The following is a 14,968-nucleotide window of genomic DNA, read 5'->3' as shown; positions in this document are numbered from 1 at the left end:
AACAATGGGTTGAGTCATAAAGTTAATATTATATTTTATGAATATTAAAAAAATGATGGAAACACGTTTCAATACTATACCTTTTTGATATGCGGTGTAGTGTTGGAATGTGTTTTTATGTTGTCTAAATATGTAAGTGGATAAAGGTAATAGCATCGATGGTTGTGATTTAAAGCTGAAAACATAGCATAAGCTGATTCAATTTCGGGTATATAACTTCTGTAAAGGGAGGTGGCCCAAAATGGAAAAAATCGCAACAAATTGTAACAACGAGATTGCATACATCCGAGAGGGTCAAGGTTTTCCTGTGATACTCATCCATGGTCTAGATGGTAATATGGCATCTTTATATAGCCTGAAAGATGCATTGAAACATAGTTTTGACGTTATTGTTTATGATGTAAGGGGACATGGTAAATCAACAAAAAGGCATTCGTTTAATTTGGAAGATCATGTAGAAGATTTAAAAGCATTGATGACAAAGTTGGATATTTCATCTGCTCATCTCATTGGCCATGATATGGGGGGCTTAATTGCCAAACATTTTACTGATAAATATAAAACGAGGGTGGCGACATTAACTTTAATTGCTTGTAACCTCATCGATAGCGTGCATGCTTTAAATAAATTAATGATAGATCATCAAGAGGAAATTGAAGGTTTTGATAAATCAGAAGCACTTATATTATTACTTCCTTATATGTATAAAGAAAAAGAAAAAGCTAAAAAATGGTATCAAAATCAATTGATTTATAGTAGACAAACTGCAGATGATAGTGCTGTAGCAACACGTGCTTTAATGGAATTTCCCGTACTAAAGAAAGATGTCATTATTAAACAAACGGATGTGCCAACATTAATTGTTAACGGAGTGTATGATCCACTAATGACAAATGAGACAATTGAAAAATATAATTATGCTTTTACAAGATTGCAAATGCAATCATTTAATGCCTCTGGTCATGCACCACATATTGAAGAACCGAAACATTTTTTAGATGTTTACAATAATTTTATAATGTCACAAGTATTTCAAAAGGAATAGGTTTGTCGACGCGCTCTAGGAAAATGAATGTAATTATGTCGTTAAATAAAAGAAATGATTTTTCGAATTCTATTTATAGTAAATCAAGTAATTGATGATATACGTTTGTTTTTCTACAAAACTTGTTGGAAGGTAGATACTACTGGATTTGACTAATTCATAGCGTCAATGGAGGGCGTCTCGACAGCCACTATTGTGACAGAGACGCTTAAGAATAAAAATGAAATAGATTTTATCTTCATAAAAAAGATCTTCCCTTTTTCGGGAAGATCTTTTTTATGAAGATAGCTTAGACTTCTTTGTCGTCGTTAGCTTCCTTGATACGATTATTTACACGAGATAATAATTCGTTAATTTTTTTACGTTGTTTTGTATTAACTAAGATTAATACTGTTCTTTCATCATGTTCGTTACGTTTCTTATCAAAATAATCTTCTTGAGATAAGTTTTTAACTGCTTTAACAACTTGTGGTTGTTTGTAGTTTAAATGATTAATAATATCTTTTAAATAGTATTCTTCACTTTCATGTTCGCTGATATAAGTTAATACAGCGAATTCCTCGAAACTGATTGAAAATTCTTTCTTGATGATACCTTTTAATTTATCAGCGTAAGTAACCATCGCTAATAATTCAAAGCAATCATTGATTTTGGTGATAGCCATCCTTATTCCTCCCTATTCTATTGCCCAATCAAATATACATATAAAAAGACTTTTTTGTATAAATATTTGTCTTAATTCAAAGTTAAATACAAAGCGTTTATCATAATTTGCAGTCCTATTATATTTAGGTAAAATATATTAAAACTGCTATTATTTAGTTTATTATAACTAAATAAAAATAGAAAGTAAACAAAAAACTGTTTAAGCGGTACATGAATGATTTAAGATATTAATTCAATTATTTAAATACCAATAAGGAAAATATAATTAATATTTCTATATTTCAATCACCTGTGATTTGATAAAAATACTAAAAAAAATATTAAAATTTAAAGGTGTTTACTATTTATAATGTGTACATTTAATTTTTTGATAGAACTGTATTAGCATTTTTAGCAATCGTATCACCTGGATTTAAACCTTCTAGTACCTTCACATGTTTGTTATTACCCAATTTTTCGGTTTTAATAACCCGTTTAATAAATTTTTTATTTCTTTGTAAAAAAACGAATTGTTTATCATATATTGCCGTCTTTGGTATTTCAATTGTTTGGTTCGGTACTTCGATACGAAAATGAGTACCGAATTTAATATCTGCCTTAGAACTGATTTCTACATTATATAGTGATGGTAGTGATGTTGGTTTGGTATTTAAAGGCAATTTAGCAATATATTTTACAGTGCCGTTAAAGCTATGTAACTTATCAATGCTTATGCGAACTGTATCCTTTAATTCCAATAAATTTACTATAGATTCTGAGACTTCAGCTTTGATTATAGCACTTGGATGGAAAATTTGCAGAATAATATCATTGTTTTTAAAAGGAACCGAGTTATGGATGATAATATTGCCGTCCATAGGCGCATAAATAGTTGTGCGTAACTGTGTTTGAAGTGATTCAATCTCATATTGTATGCGGTTAACTTCGAGATTGATTGCAGGGTGCTTAAGGGGATTTAACTGATTTAAGTGGGATAAGTATTTTTGTTTTGTGGTGATTTGATGTTGACGTCGAGATTATAATATTCAAAGAGTGGCTGATTTTTCTTTACTGTATTATCATTTTTAACGAGCCAGTGACTGATAATGCCTTTATCTGAGTTGAAAAAGATGTTGGTGAGTTGAGTGGGAGATTGCGTACCAGTGAAGTATAGTGGCGGTTTGTATTGAACTTTGATTGTATCTACCTGAGCGTCATGCTTCTTACTCGTCTTAGTTAAATAAAACCAACCTAAGAGGATAATACTACATAGTATGATGAATAATGTGATGAAAATAAAAAATTTCCGCAATTAAGTCACCTCTTGATGTTTTGATAATCTAATTATACTGTGACTACTTAGTTCATTGCTATAAAAAAATAGAGTCATTTACTAAAAGTTAATAGTAAATGACTCAGTACTGCATTTTTAAAATAATCTCAACAATATAATGCCTATCATTATTGCAATGATGCCAGCAACTTTTCTTATGGTAATTTTATTAACACGAGTACCTAATAAACCAAAATGATCGATAATAACACCCATGAGCATTTGACCTAACATTACAATAATTGTTGTTAATGCAGCACCTAAGTGTGGCATTAAAATGATATTTGTAGTTACGAAAATAACGCCCAATATTCCACCGATAAAGTAAGTTGGTCTGAGTTTACCTTGTTTGGCATCTACAGTCTTGAGCTTCAGACTTCTATTAAATATGAGTGTAAGTATGAATAAGACGAGCGTACCCACAGCAAATGAAATTAGTGAAGCCATGACAGATGAATGTATTTGTTGACCTAAAGCACTATTAATTGCCGTTTGAATTGGGGGACAAAAGCCAAATATGAATCCAATAAGTAACCAAATATAGACGATAGAAGAGTTACCTTTTTCAATTGGTGTTCTTTTCACATAATTCATTAGTATAATGCCCAATATTAATACGATGATACCTACTACTTTAAAGAGTGTGAAAGGTGTTTTATCTGCACCAAACCAGCCAAATGTATCAATCATCACACCCATAATAATTTGGCCAGCCACAGTCATAACTACTGTTAGTGATGCGCCTAAGCGTGGTAATAGCAATAAATTGCCTGTTAGGAAAATTACACCAAGCATACCACCGACAAACCATATGTAACTAAAAGACTGATCACTGTAAAATTGAACAGTAAATACATGTGGATTGGTAAGAAGATTAATTAAAATCAGAAAAACAGTTCCTGTCGCAAAGGAGATTGTTGAGGCATAGAATGAAGACCTTGTGTAAAGACTTAGTCTAGAATTGATTGAAGTTTGAAAAGGCACAACCATACCAGCAACAATTCCGAGTATATATAAGAAGATCATTAAATCACGCTTTCTTTCAAGATATCTACATTATATAGTAAAGATTAAAATATTTATACATTTAAATTTACGCAAGAAATGTTTGTATATTGCAGAAAACAATGTACACAACACACAAAGTGTAATAAAATACTTATGTTGATCATTTAGAATATTTAAAAATTAACATGAACAATCAGTTTTAAACAATTAATAGTAATAAAAGAAGTGAGTGACTATAGATAGTGAAACAGCTTTCCATTATTCGTCTTTTAGATCAGGAAACTTTTTTCTTAGGCGCGGGTAGTAAAGATAATATTAAGAAGCATCAATTTTTAGAGGTCTTGAACTCAAGACATTCATATAAAAATTTAGCACAAGTCGTTGAAGTTTATGATCAATACGCTATGTGTAAAAAATTAGGTAAGAAAAAAGTGTTTTTCGGCGATACAGTTAGATTACGACCATTTAGAGATAAATAACTTCATTGAATAAATAGTGCTTGTAATGGCTGTAATCGATAGATATATAAATCAAACAGCTTGAGGCTTAGAACATATTTGTTAAAAATATTTCGTAGCTTCAGGCAAAGGTAACTGAATAAAAGAAACATAAGTGCTTAGGTGCATGTAACAAATACGCCTCATTTTCAGGAATGACAATGAGGCGTATTTAATTTATTATCCAGTCATTTATTTCCTATATAACAGACAGGGGAGTGGGATATAAATCTTAATTTACTAAATAGATTTTGTTGTCTCACTCCGGCAAAGGTAACAAGAATTGAAAATGTATAAATGGATCGGCTGAGCTAAGGCTCACGCAAAAGCCCCACTAACTCAATAAATTGAGAAGTGGTTTAGAGGAATACCTGAGCTATGGCTCATGGATAAGCCCACTAACTCAATAAATTGAGAAGTGGTTTAGAGGAATACCTGAGCTAAAGCTCATGCATAAGCCCCACTAACTCAATGAATTGAGAAGTGGTTTAGAGGAATACCTGAGCTAAAGCTCATGCATAAGCCCCACTAACTCAATGAATTGAGAAGTGGTTTTAAAGGAATACCTGAGCTAAAGCTCATGCATAGGCCCACTAACTCAATAAATTGAGAAGTGGTTTTAAAGGAATACCTGAGCTAAAGCTCATGCAAAAGCCCCACTAACTCAATAAATTGAGAAGTGGTTTTAGAGGAATACCTGAGCTAAAGCTCATGCATAAGCCCCACTAACTCAATAAATTGAGAAGTGGTTTTAGAGGAATACCTGAGCTAAAGCTCATGCAAAAGCCCCACTAACTCAATAAATTGAGAAGTGGGGCTAAATTTTCAATTTGCTTGCATTAAGTCAAGTTGATTAATTTTCAAAGATCAATTTAGTAGATTTATCTATAATTTGAGCTGAATGAATGGATGTTGGAATGCCTGACTTAGGTCTTAATATATCTAAGTCAATAATTTTAGACATGCCTTCTTTAATTGCTGTGTCGTTTACCAAGTGTTCAATTTTGGGTATTTGTAATTTGATTGCTTTATTAACTGCATCATTGAAAATAAGTTCGAGTGTTTGTGACATTGTTTAGTTCCTCCTGAATTAATTAATTGTTTCTGTCTTAATGACTTCTAACTTTTCAAAGTGTTCTCCAGTAATTTGTTCAATAACCGATTTGAAGCTTTTTAGTTGCTCTGGTGTAGCGTCAGTATTTAAACTTGTAAAGTGGCGTTTGAATTGACTGGCTTTTCCATCTTTATCGTACAATGTGCGCGATAATGTGACTGCTAATTGATTAATTGTATTCATCGTTTAAACCTCCTTTCACTATATATATCGAAATTACATAGTGAATTGGCCAAAAATAATTTGAGAAATTTAAGCTAACCCCTTTCATGTGACATAAATATCATATATCATTAAATATGAAACATTTAAAAGGTAAGAGGTGAATATATGAACCAAGTTGATCCAATTAGGGATATTAATGAGATAAAAGCAATGTATAGAGTGCTCAGTTGTAAATCAAAGCGTGATTATTTATTGTTTAAATTTGCAATACATACAGGTGTGAAACTTTCTGAATTATTAAACCTTTGTGTGAGTGATGTAAAAGAGAATGAAAATGAAATTAAAGTTTACTGGTTTGAAGCACATGCATCGATGATTCATATCAGATTACCTGAAACGTTAAGAAATGAATTAGCACAATATATAGAAGAAGAACGTTTAGATGATGAGCAACTACTATTTCAATCCAATAGAACACTACGAGGTTTATCTCGGCAACAGGCATATCGCATCATACATGCTGCTGCAGTAGAACTAGGTATGTTACATATAGGTTTGACTACGCTTAGAAAAACTTTTGCGTATCACGCATATCAATCAGGCATATCAATATCAATTATTCAAAAGTATCTAGGGCATCAAACAACTTATGAAACAATGAAATTTATAGGCATTTCAACCAAAGCTAGCAAAACTACCATAGCGTTAAATTTATAAAAAAATAATTAAAGGGGGGATATGATGAGTTTAGTCTATCTACTAGGCACTTTAATGTTAATAATGGTACTTCAATTATTGACTTTAACAAATAAAAAACTACAGAAATATGCTGGACAACTCGCACTTATAGCACCAATTATCGCCTCAATATATTTTTTGTGGCAAATACCACGTGTGATACAAGGACACTTTGAGTCAGTTAAAATACCTTGGCTTACATTATTTGACATAAATATAGATTTTAGACTGGATGGTTTAAGTTTATTCTTCAGTTTATTAATCTCACTAATTGGATTAGCAGTTGTCTATTATGCAACACAGTACTTATCTAAAGAACATGATAATTTACCACGTTTTTATGTTTATTTAATATTATTTATGTTTAGTATGTTAGGTGTTGTTACAGCTAACAATACGATTTTAATGTATGTGTTCTGGGAATTAACAAGTATTTCCTCTTTCTTACTCATAGTTTATTGGTACAGTAAAGGTGACAGTCAGTTTGGAGCAATTCAGTCGTTTATGATTACAGTATTTGGTGGCCTTGCATTATTGACAGGTTTCATCATGATTTACAGTGTGACTGGTACCAATTCAATTACTTCTATTATCGAACAGAGCGATAAAATAGCACAAAGTCACTTGTTTATTCCAATTATCATTATGTTACTACTTGGTGCATTTACTAAATCAGCACAATTTCCTTTCCATATTTGGTTGCCTAAGGCAATGGCAGCGCCCACGCCCGTTAGTGCGTATCTCCATTCGGCTACCATGGTGAAGGCTGGTATATTTTTACTATTTAGATTTACACCTGTATTGGGGTTAAGTGATTTTTACATTTATAGTGTTACATTTGTAGGTTTAATTACAATGATTTTTGGCGCAATCAATGCTACAAGACAGTTTGATATGAAAGCCATCTTAGCATATTCAACCATTAGTCAATTAGGTATGATTGTCGCTATGGTAGGACTTGGTGGTGGTTTTGCACAACATCCAACCGGTGAATTATCAAAAATTTACGGTATGATTTTATTTGCAGCCTTATTTCATCTGATGAATCACGCGTTATACAAAGGTGCCTTATTTATGGGTGTAGGTATTATAGACCATGAAACAGGTACAAGAGATATTCGTCGTTTAGCTGGTTTAAGAAAAGTATTTCCCATCACACATGTGGTTATGTTACTTTCAGCTTTATCTATGGCAGGTATCCCATTTTTAAATGGATTTTTAAGTAAAGAAATGTTCTTTGATGGATTAGTGAGTGCAGTTGAGCTGCCTCAATTTAACCTAACACTGACAGTTATCATTACAGCTATTGGTGTTATCGCTAGTATATTTACATTGGTTTATGGTGTATATATGATTAAAGAAGTTTTTTGGGGTGATTTTAAACAAGCTGACTTACCAAAACAATCGCCACACGAACCATTTTTATTCACGCTACCTTCTGCAATTATGATGATTTTGTTACCGGTTATTTTCTTTATACCAAATGTATTTGGGCATCATATTATTTTACCGGCATTACGAAGTATCACAATTGGAGAAAAAGTAGATCAAGTTGCCCCGCATATATCACAATGGCATGGGTTTAACTTACCTTTAATATTAAGTTTAATCGTCATGATTGTTGGATTTATCATGGCGCTCAAACTGAATTGGAAAAAGTATGCCAATTTGGTGAAAATTAAATCTATTACAGATTTATATTTAGGTTCATATAAACAGTTTGAACATTATTCTGGATATGGTATTCGTTCATTAATGAATAACCGTTTGAATCATTATATTACAATCACGTTACTCATTTTTAGCATGGTTGTTATCTATGGTATTATTCAGGCTGGTTTTCCAGAAGTGCATCAAATTCATGTAAGTGATTTCGGGCCTATAGAGGTTATCACTTTGATTGTTGTATTTGTACTTGGTATTGCATTAACTTTTATTCGTCAGCGTTTAACGATGGTTATTCTTAATGGGATTATAGGTTATTGTGTAACGATATTCTTTATTTTAATGAAAGCACCAGACTTAGCCCTAACGCAATTAGTTGTAGAAACAATCACAACAATACTATTTATTGTTAGTTTCTCTAGACTACCAAACGTACCGCGTGCAAAGGTTCATAAAAAACGTGAGGCTGTGAAGATTGTTGTTTCACTGCTCATGGCAATCATAGTTGTCACACTGGTATTTATTGCACAACAAAGCGATGCAATGCCTACAATCTCCACATTTTATCATGATGCATATGAATTAACAGGTGGTAAAAATATTGTAAATGCTATACTCGGTGATTTTCGTGCCATAGATACATTATTTGAGGGTATGGTACTTATTATTGCTGGATTAGGTATTTATACATTACTTAACTTTAAAGAACGGAGGGGTCAAGATGAAAGAGAATGATGTCGTATTAAAGACGGTAACGAAGATTGTCGTTTTTATCTTATTAACATTTGGATTTTACCTGTTTTTAGCAGGACATAATAATCCAGGTGGCGGATTTATTGGCGGTCTCGTATTTAGTTCTGCATTTTTATTAATGTTCTTGGCCTTCGACGTTAAACAAGTGTTAGTAGCATTACCTCTTGATTTTAGAATTTTAATGATTTGCGGTTCGTTATTATCGTTTGTAACCGCTGTTGTACCTATGTTTTTTGGTAAACCGTTCCTTTACCAGACAGATGCTTATGTACAGTTACCGTTATTAGGTGAAGTTCACTTAACAACAATTACTGTGTTCGAAGCAGGTATCGTATTAGCCGTCGTCGGTGTTGTTGTTACAGTCATGTTATCCATCAGTGGTGGTCGATCATGAATCTGATTCTATTAATGGTAATTGGCTTTTTAATATTTATAGGAACGTATATGATATTATCAGTCAATTTAATACGTATTGTTATAGGTATTTCGATTTACACACATGCAGGCAATTTAATTATCATGAGCATGGGTAATTATAGTGAAAATAAAGTTGAAGCTTTAATTGGTGAAGGCAGTCAGAACTTTGTTGATCCATTATTACAAGCTATTGTATTAACGGCAATTGTGATTGGTTTTGCAATGACAGCTTTCCTTCTTGTATTAGTTTATAGAACTTATCGTGTTACTAAAGAAGACGAAATTGATGTATTGAGAGGTGATGACGACGATGCTAATGAGTAATTTATTAATCTTGCCATTACTTCTTCCAGCTGTATGTGCTTTAGGCCTCGTGTTTATACGTACATATAGTAGATTATCTAGAATTTTTTCTATCGGTACTATGGCTGTCACTACGGTTGTTTCATTACTTTTGCTCATATATGTAATGTATAACAAGCCAATTACTTTAGATTTTGGTGGTTGGAAAGCGCCATTTGGCATCCAATTCGTTGGAGATTCATTAAGCCTCTTATTGGTTACAACATCAAGTTTTGTCGTCACATTGATTATGGCCTATGGCTTTGGTAGAACTGAAAAACGTGCCATTCGTTATTATCTACCAAGCTTTATCTTATTCTTAACTGTTGGCGTCATCGGCTCATTCTTAACGGCAGATTTGTTCAATATTTACGTCATGTTCGAAGTGATGCTACTTGCATCATTCGTACTTGTTACATTAGGACAATCGGTGGAGCAATTGCGTGCTGCCATTATTTACGTTGTATTGAATATCATCGGTTCATGGTTACTTTTATTAGGTGTTGGGTTGCTTTACAAACTAACAGGTACGTTGAACTATGCGCTTGTTGCACAAAGATTAAATGAAATGGACGATAAGCGTGCAATAGTGATTGTATCGTTGGTCTTCTTGATTGCATTTAGTGCCAAAGCGGCATTAGTACTATTTATGTGGTTACCAAAGGCGTATGCAGTATTGAATACTGAATTAGCGGCGTTGTTTGCGGCTTTAATGACTAAAGTTGGCGCTTATGCACTGATTCGTTTCTTCACATTGATCTTCGATGGACATAGTGGAGTAACACATCCGCTATTAGTATTTTTATCTTGTATTACGATGCTAATTGGCGCATTTGGTGTACTTGCGTATAAAGACATTAAAAAAATTGCAGCCTATCAAGTTATATTATCGATTGGTTTCATTATTCTAGGGTTAGGTACCAACACGATTGCTGGAGTAAATGGCGCAATTTTTTATTTAGCTAATGACATTATAGTGAAAACCTTACTTTTCTTTATTATTGGAAGCCTAGTATACATTACAGGAATTAGACAATATAAAAATTTATTTGGTCTAGCCAAACAGGAACCGTTTTTTGGTGTGGCATTTGTAGTAATGATTTTAGCAATAGGTGGCGTTCCACCATTTAGTGGCTTTCCAGGTAAATTATTTATTTTTAAAGGCGCTATTGAAAATGGAAACTACATTGGATTAGCATTACTGATTATAACGAGTTTAATTGCGATGTTTAGTTTGTTTAGAATCTTCTTTGTTATGTATCTTGGTAATGAAACCAAGGGGGAAGTCATTGAATTTAAAAAGATACCTACATATCGTAAAGGTTTAATAGGTATCTTGGTTGCTACAATACTCGCAATGGGATTAGCCGCGCCATTACTATTTAAAGTGACAGATAATGCGACACATTTAAATATGGATGACGGATTATATGAAAAAATGGTGAATCCTCATTTAATAAAGGGGGATAAATAATGAGACAAGTCTTACTTAATATTGTTATTGCATTTTTATGGGTATTATTTCAAGATGAAGATTCTTTTAAATTATCCACCTTCTTTTCAGGTTATCTCATTGGTCTATTAGTTATTTATATTTTGCATAGATTTTTCGGTCAACAATTTTATTTGAAAAAAGTTTGGGTTGGTATCAAGTTTTTAGCTGTATACCTTTACCAACTAATTACATCAAGTATGACGACAATCAATTATATTTTATTTAAAACAAAAGATTTAAACCCCGGTCTGGTTACTTACGAAACGACGTTAGATAGTGATTGGGAAGTTACATTCCTAACAATATTGATCATCATAACACCAGGATCGACCGTAATTAGAATTTCGAAAGAAAAGCAAAAGTTCTTTATACATGCGATTGATGTTTCCGACAAAGAAAAACAGAAATTGCTGAAGAGTATTAGACAATATGAAGGACTCATATTGGAGGTGGCAGAATGATAGACACGCTTATAGATTTTTTCATAACAAGTGCACTTATTATATTTGGTATAGCTTTATTACTGGCACTGTTCAGATTAATTAAAGGTCCGACGACTGCGGATAGAGTTGTCACATTCGATGCTGCTAGTGCCATATTGATGTCCATGGTGGGATTGTTAAGTATTGTGTTTGGAACTTTTTCGTTCTTGGATTCAATCTTACTTATTGCGATCATTTCATTTGTAAGTACGGTGTCAATTTCCAGATTTATAGAAGGGGGACACGTCTTCAATGCAAATAACAAGCGAAATCGTTAATTTAATAGCAGCCTTTATGATTTTCTTAGGCAGTATCATAGCTTTAATTAGTTCTATTGGTCTCATTAAATTCCAAGATGTCTTTTTACGAAGTCATGCAGCCACTAAAAGTTCTACGTTATCGGTACTATTAACATTAGTAGGTGTTATTATATTCTTCATTTCTTCACAAGGTTATTTAAGTGTTAGATTGATACTAGCACTGGTATTTATTAATTTAACTTCCCCAGTAGGCGGTCATTTGATTTCACGTGCGGCTTATCGTACTGGTGCTTATATGTATAGAAAAAGTGATGCGCCAAGACAGACAAATATTTTATTAAGCGCTGCTGAAAATAATACGTTTGAACAATTGAAAAAACGCGCACATGAACGTGAAGAACAAAGACGTAAAACATACGAAAAAGAACATGATTATTAATGCTTTAGCATAGTATTAAAGAGTAGGATGTAGAAACCACTTTAACGTTGGTTCAATCCTACTCTTTTCGTTGTTGAAACGTTTATATTTGATGATGATTAAATTTGTATTTAAATCAATTACTTAAAAGAAAAAATGAAGAAATTTAATGATTTGAAGTTGAGATAAATTTGGAATGAGTAAGAAATGAATCGATTTTAGGTGCAATACGTTTAAGATATGGGCAATAAAATGATAAAATAATATATATTTGTAATTGTGTTAATTTTTATGTTCATTATCAAATTTGGGGATAAAATACTTTGATAATTTATGATTAAGAGTTTGGGACGTAATATATTCATGTAAAGACGATAATATTTTTTGTTTCAACCTCAACAATTATGAAAGAATAATGATGTTGAAAAGAGGTGAAACTTTGCAAATATTTGAAACGATACTTATATTTTTAGCATTAGTTATTTTAAGTTCGTTTGTACACACATTTTTTCCGAAAATACCATTAGCTTTTATTCAAATCATATTAGGCATGTTATTGTACGTTACACCCATTCCTGTTCAATTTAATTTTGATTCGGAACTATTTATGGTGGCTTTAATCGCTCCATTGCTTTTTGTGGAGGGGGTTAAAGTTTCACGCGTCCATTTGAGGCGATATATTAAACCTGTGCTGATGATGGCATTAGGATTAGTAGTTACGACTGTAATTGTTGTAGGTTTGTTTGTGCACTGGATTTGGCCAGATTTACCAATGGCAGCTGCATTTGCATTAGCTGCAATATTATGTCCGACGGATGCTGTAGCGGTACAAGCAATCACAAATGGAAAAGTGCTTCCGAAAGGATCTATGACTATTTTAGAAGGTGAGTCTTTATTAAATGATGCGGCAGGTATCATATCTTTTAAAATTGCTGTAGCAGCACTTATTACAGGTGGCTTTTCTATGGTTAACGCTGTTGAACAATTTTTAATTTCTTCAATCGGTGGCTTTATTGTAGGACTATTAATTGGTGTCGCTTTAGTTCGATTCCGTGTGACGCTGTCTAGACGTGGTATTGAAAATATTAATATGTTTACCTTCATCCAATTAGTAACGCCATTCATCACATATTTAGTTGCAGAAATGTTTCATGCTTCAGGGATTATTGCAGCTGTTGTTGCTGGTTTAGTGCATGGATTTGAGCGTGACCGAATTGCTCAAGCGCGTACGAGATTGCAGATGAGTTATAATCATACTTGGAATATACTTGGGTATGCTTTAAATGGCTTTGTATTTTCTATCTTAGGCTTTTTAATTCCTGAAGTAGTAGGTAGAATTATTGAAAATGAACCACATAATTTAATATTCTTAATTACTGTGACGTGTCTTATTGCCTTAGCTATTTATCTATTCAGATTTTTATGGGTTTTCGTGTTATATCCATATTTTTATTTACCAGTGAGCCCATTCCAAAAAATGATTTCACATAATGAAGATGAACAGAAGACAACAGAAACCCCTCCAAAACGTGGCATGTATGCTTTTATAATGACTTTATGTGGTGTGCACGGCACCATTTCTCTAGCCATTGCACTGACATTACCGTACATGTTAGCGGATCACCATTCGTTTATTTTTAGAGACGATCTATTGTTTATTGCTTCAGGCATGGTAATTATCAGCTTAATCGTGGCACAAATGATTTTACCAATAGTTACACCGAATGCTAAAACACCAAAAATTGTAGGTATGAACTTTAAACAAGCGCGGGTATATATTTTAGAAAAGGTTATTGATTCATTAAATCAGCAATCTTCAGTTGCTTCTAGTTTCCAATATGGCAATGTGATTAAAGATTATCATGATAAACTAGCATTTATAAGAACTGTGGAAAATGAAGACGAGAATACCAAGGAATTGCAAAGGCTACAAAAATTAGCTTTTGATGTAGAAAATCAAACATTAAATGGGCTTGTTGAAAATGGCGACATTACTACTAACGTTTTAGATAACTATATGCGCTATACAGAGCGCACTCAAGTATATAAACAAGCATCGTTATTACAGCGCATGAAAGTTGAAGTTAGAGCAATGATTTTAAAAAGAAGAATTCGTACAAAAGTTAAAACCAATGCATCATCTTCACTATCCGTTGTTGATAACCTACGTGAGATTTCAAACGTGATGCGTACTGTACATTATCGTGTAGTGAGTCGATTAGGCAAAGAAACGACAGAAAATAATAAATTAGAAGTTGGTATGATTTGTGATAGTTATCTGATTCGTATTGATAATTTAACACCCTCCAACTTCTTTAATCCTAAAAATGAAACATCTATTACGAAAATAAAATTAAATGCACTTAAAGAGCAACGTCGTGTTTTAAATCAACTTGTTGAAGATGAAGAAGTCAGCGAAGTGACAGCATTAAAAATTCGTGAAGCAATTAATTACGATGAAATGATTATTGTTGATAGCTTAACTGATTAATAGAAAAGCCAGGTTCCACTGAGGAATCTGGCTTTTTTTGTCTGATTGGAGCATTACTGTGATAGAACAAATCATATATGAGTGAAGCAGTTGGAGTTTA

General features: G+C 32.7%; 17 protein-coding genes. 11 read left to right on the top strand and 6 right to left on the bottom strand.

Going from position 1 to position 14,968, the window contains the following annotated elements; translation table 11 throughout:
- Positions 1–241 precede the first annotated feature (241 nt).
- Positions 242–1,045: an alpha/beta fold hydrolase gene (locus BTJ66_RS03220; RefSeq protein ID WP_099089554.1), complete on the top strand. Its 804-nt coding sequence runs from the start codon at positions 242–244 to the stop codon at positions 1,043–1,045.
- Positions 1,046–1,334: 289 nt separating this feature from the next.
- Here BTJ66_RS03220 and sarA read toward each other — a convergent pair whose 3' ends face one another.
- The 4 genes from sarA to BTJ66_RS03205 all read right to left on the bottom strand — a co-directional run bounded on the left by sarA (position 1,335) and on the right by BTJ66_RS03205 (position 4,049).
- Complete coding sequence (gene sarA / locus BTJ66_RS03215; protein ID WP_099089553.1) at positions 1,335–1,709, bottom strand: global transcriptional regulator SarA; 375 nt, start codon at positions 1,707–1,709, stop codon at positions 1,335–1,337.
- Positions 1,710–2,070: 361 nt separating this feature from the next.
- Positions 2,071–2,568 (bottom strand): efflux RND transporter periplasmic adaptor subunit, encoded by a 498-nt coding sequence (locus tag BTJ66_RS13775; RefSeq protein WP_238597579.1) that lies wholly within the window; start codon positions 2,566–2,568, stop codon positions 2,071–2,073.
- 107 nt (positions 2,569–2,675) lie between these two features.
- The gene (locus BTJ66_RS13770; RefSeq protein WP_238597577.1) at positions 2,676–3,002 is read right to left on the bottom strand and encodes a hypothetical protein; all 327 of its coding nucleotides are present in this window, start codon (positions 3,000–3,002) and stop codon (positions 2,676–2,678) included.
- 117 nt (positions 3,003–3,119) lie between these two features.
- Positions 3,120–4,049 (bottom strand): DMT family transporter, encoded by a 930-nt coding sequence (locus BTJ66_RS03205; RefSeq protein ID WP_099089552.1) that lies wholly within the window; start codon positions 4,047–4,049, stop codon positions 3,120–3,122.
- Positions 4,050–4,273: 224 nt separating this feature from the next.
- Here BTJ66_RS03205 and BTJ66_RS03200 point away from each other — a divergent pair, with 224 nt between their 5' ends.
- A complete protein-coding gene (locus BTJ66_RS03200) occupies positions 4,274–4,510 on the top strand; it encodes a hypothetical protein (protein WP_099089551.1) in 237 nt (78 codons plus the stop codon).
- 871 nt (positions 4,511–5,381) lie between these two features.
- Here BTJ66_RS03200 and BTJ66_RS03195 read toward each other — a convergent pair.
- Both BTJ66_RS03195 and sroA read right to left on the bottom strand, forming a co-directional pair.
- On the bottom strand, positions 5,382–5,600 hold the full coding sequence (locus tag BTJ66_RS03195) for a DUF2922 domain-containing protein (protein WP_099089550.1): 219 nt from the start codon (positions 5,598–5,600) through the stop codon (positions 5,382–5,384).
- Positions 5,601–5,618: 18 nt separating this feature from the next.
- Positions 5,619–5,825 (bottom strand): sigS mRNA-stabilizing protein SroA, encoded by a 207-nt coding sequence (gene sroA, locus BTJ66_RS03190; protein WP_099089549.1) that lies wholly within the window; start codon positions 5,823–5,825, stop codon positions 5,619–5,621.
- A gap of 147 nt (positions 5,826–5,972) precedes the next feature.
- On the opposite strand from sroA, the gene BTJ66_RS03185 reads away from it, so the two are divergent.
- The 9 genes from BTJ66_RS03185 (at position 5,973) to BTJ66_RS03145 (ending at position 14,868) form a co-directional block, all read left to right on the top strand.
- The gene (locus BTJ66_RS03185; RefSeq protein ID WP_099089548.1) at positions 5,973–6,524 is read left to right on the top strand and encodes a tyrosine-type recombinase/integrase; all 552 of its coding nucleotides are present in this window, start codon (positions 5,973–5,975) and stop codon (positions 6,522–6,524) included.
- A 24-nt stretch (positions 6,525–6,548) separates the two neighbouring features.
- A complete protein-coding gene (locus BTJ66_RS03180) occupies positions 6,549–8,945 on the top strand; it encodes a DUF4040 family protein (RefSeq protein ID WP_099089547.1) in 2,397 nt (798 codons plus the stop codon).
- Positions 8,932–9,357 carry a Na+/H+ antiporter Mnh2 subunit B gene (gene mnhB2 / locus BTJ66_RS03175; protein WP_099089546.1) on the top strand — a complete coding sequence of 142 codons (426 nt, stop codon included), beginning with the start codon at positions 8,932–8,934 and terminating at the stop codon, positions 9,355–9,357. The genes BTJ66_RS03180 and mnhB2 overlap by 14 nt, the downstream gene beginning before the upstream one ends.
- Positions 9,354–9,704, top strand: coding sequence for a Na+/H+ antiporter Mnh2 subunit C (mnhC2, locus tag BTJ66_RS03170; protein ID WP_099089545.1), 351 nt, complete (start codon positions 9,354–9,356; stop codon positions 9,702–9,704). The genes mnhB2 and mnhC2 overlap by 4 nt, the downstream gene beginning before the upstream one ends.
- The gene (gene mnhD2 / locus BTJ66_RS03165) at positions 9,697–11,196 is read left to right on the top strand and encodes a Na+/H+ antiporter Mnh2 subunit D (RefSeq protein ID WP_099089617.1); all 1,500 of its coding nucleotides are present in this window, start codon (positions 9,697–9,699) and stop codon (positions 11,194–11,196) included. The genes mnhC2 and mnhD2 overlap by 8 nt, the downstream gene beginning before the upstream one ends.
- Positions 11,196–11,678, top strand: coding sequence for a Na+/H+ antiporter Mnh2 subunit E (gene mnhE2 / locus BTJ66_RS03160; protein WP_099089544.1), 483 nt, complete (start codon positions 11,196–11,198; stop codon positions 11,676–11,678). Before mnhD2 ends, mnhE2 begins: the two co-directional genes overlap by 1 nt.
- A complete protein-coding gene (gene mnhF2 / locus BTJ66_RS03155) occupies positions 11,675–11,977 on the top strand; it encodes a Na+/H+ antiporter Mnh2 subunit F (protein ID WP_099089543.1) in 303 nt (100 codons plus the stop codon). Before mnhE2 ends, mnhF2 begins: the two co-directional genes overlap by 4 nt.
- Entirely contained in the window at positions 11,952–12,398 is a 447-nt protein-coding gene (locus BTJ66_RS03150; RefSeq protein ID WP_099089542.1) for a Na+/H+ antiporter subunit G, read from the top strand. The genes mnhF2 and BTJ66_RS03150 overlap by 26 nt, the downstream gene beginning before the upstream one ends.
- A 418-nt stretch (positions 12,399–12,816) precedes the next feature.
- Positions 12,817–14,868, top strand: a complete 2,052-nt coding sequence (locus BTJ66_RS03145) for a cation:proton antiporter (protein WP_099089541.1) — start codon at positions 12,817–12,819, stop codon at positions 14,866–14,868.
- Positions 14,869–14,968 lie beyond the last annotated feature (100 nt).

The sequence above is a fragment of the Staphylococcus edaphicus genome (assembly GCF_002614725.1).
Taxonomy (GTDB): domain Bacteria; phylum Bacillota; class Bacilli; order Staphylococcales; family Staphylococcaceae; genus Staphylococcus; species Staphylococcus edaphicus.
The sequence above is the reverse complement of the archived record's forward strand: the minus strand, read 5'-3'. Positions and strand labels throughout refer to the sequence as shown.

Excerpts from the sequence above, each read along its gene's own strand:
- BTJ66_RS03180 (WP_099089547.1), top strand. The coding sequence starts at position 6,549 with ATGAGTTTAGTCTATCTACTAGGCACTTTAATGTTAATAATGGTACTT.
- sarA (WP_099089553.1), bottom strand. The coding sequence starts at position 1,709 with ATGGCTATCACCAAAATCAATGATTGCTTTGAATTATTAGCGATGGTT.
- BTJ66_RS03185 (WP_099089548.1), top strand. The coding sequence starts at position 5,973 with ATGAACCAAGTTGATCCAATTAGGGATATTAATGAGATAAAAGCAATG.
- mnhF2 (WP_099089543.1), top strand. The coding sequence starts at position 11,675 with ATGATAGACACGCTTATAGATTTTTTCATAACAAGTGCACTTATTATA.
- BTJ66_RS03205 (WP_099089552.1), bottom strand. The coding sequence starts at position 4,049 with ATGATCTTCTTATATATACTCGGAATTGTTGCTGGTATGGTTGTGCCT.
- mnhD2 (WP_099089617.1), top strand. The coding sequence starts at position 9,697 with ATGAGTAATTTATTAATCTTGCCATTACTTCTTCCAGCTGTATGTGCT.
- mnhC2 (WP_099089545.1), top strand. The coding sequence starts at position 9,354 with ATGAATCTGATTCTATTAATGGTAATTGGCTTTTTAATATTTATAGGA.
- mnhE2 (WP_099089544.1), top strand. The coding sequence starts at position 11,196 with ATGAGACAAGTCTTACTTAATATTGTTATTGCATTTTTATGGGTATTA.
- BTJ66_RS03195 (WP_099089550.1), bottom strand. The coding sequence starts at position 5,600 with ATGTCACAAACACTCGAACTTATTTTCAATGATGCAGTTAATAAAGCA.
- sroA (WP_099089549.1), bottom strand. The coding sequence starts at position 5,825 with ATGAATACAATTAATCAATTAGCAGTCACATTATCGCGCACATTGTAC.
- mnhB2 (WP_099089546.1), top strand. The coding sequence starts at position 8,932 with ATGAAAGAGAATGATGTCGTATTAAAGACGGTAACGAAGATTGTCGTT.
- BTJ66_RS03150 (WP_099089542.1), top strand. The coding sequence starts at position 11,952 with ATGCAAATAACAAGCGAAATCGTTAATTTAATAGCAGCCTTTATGATT.
- BTJ66_RS13775 (WP_238597579.1), bottom strand. The coding sequence starts at position 2,568 with ATGGACGGCAATATTATCATCCATAACTCGGTTCCTTTTAAAAACAAT.
- BTJ66_RS03220 (WP_099089554.1), top strand. The coding sequence starts at position 242 with ATGGAAAAAATCGCAACAAATTGTAACAACGAGATTGCATACATCCGA.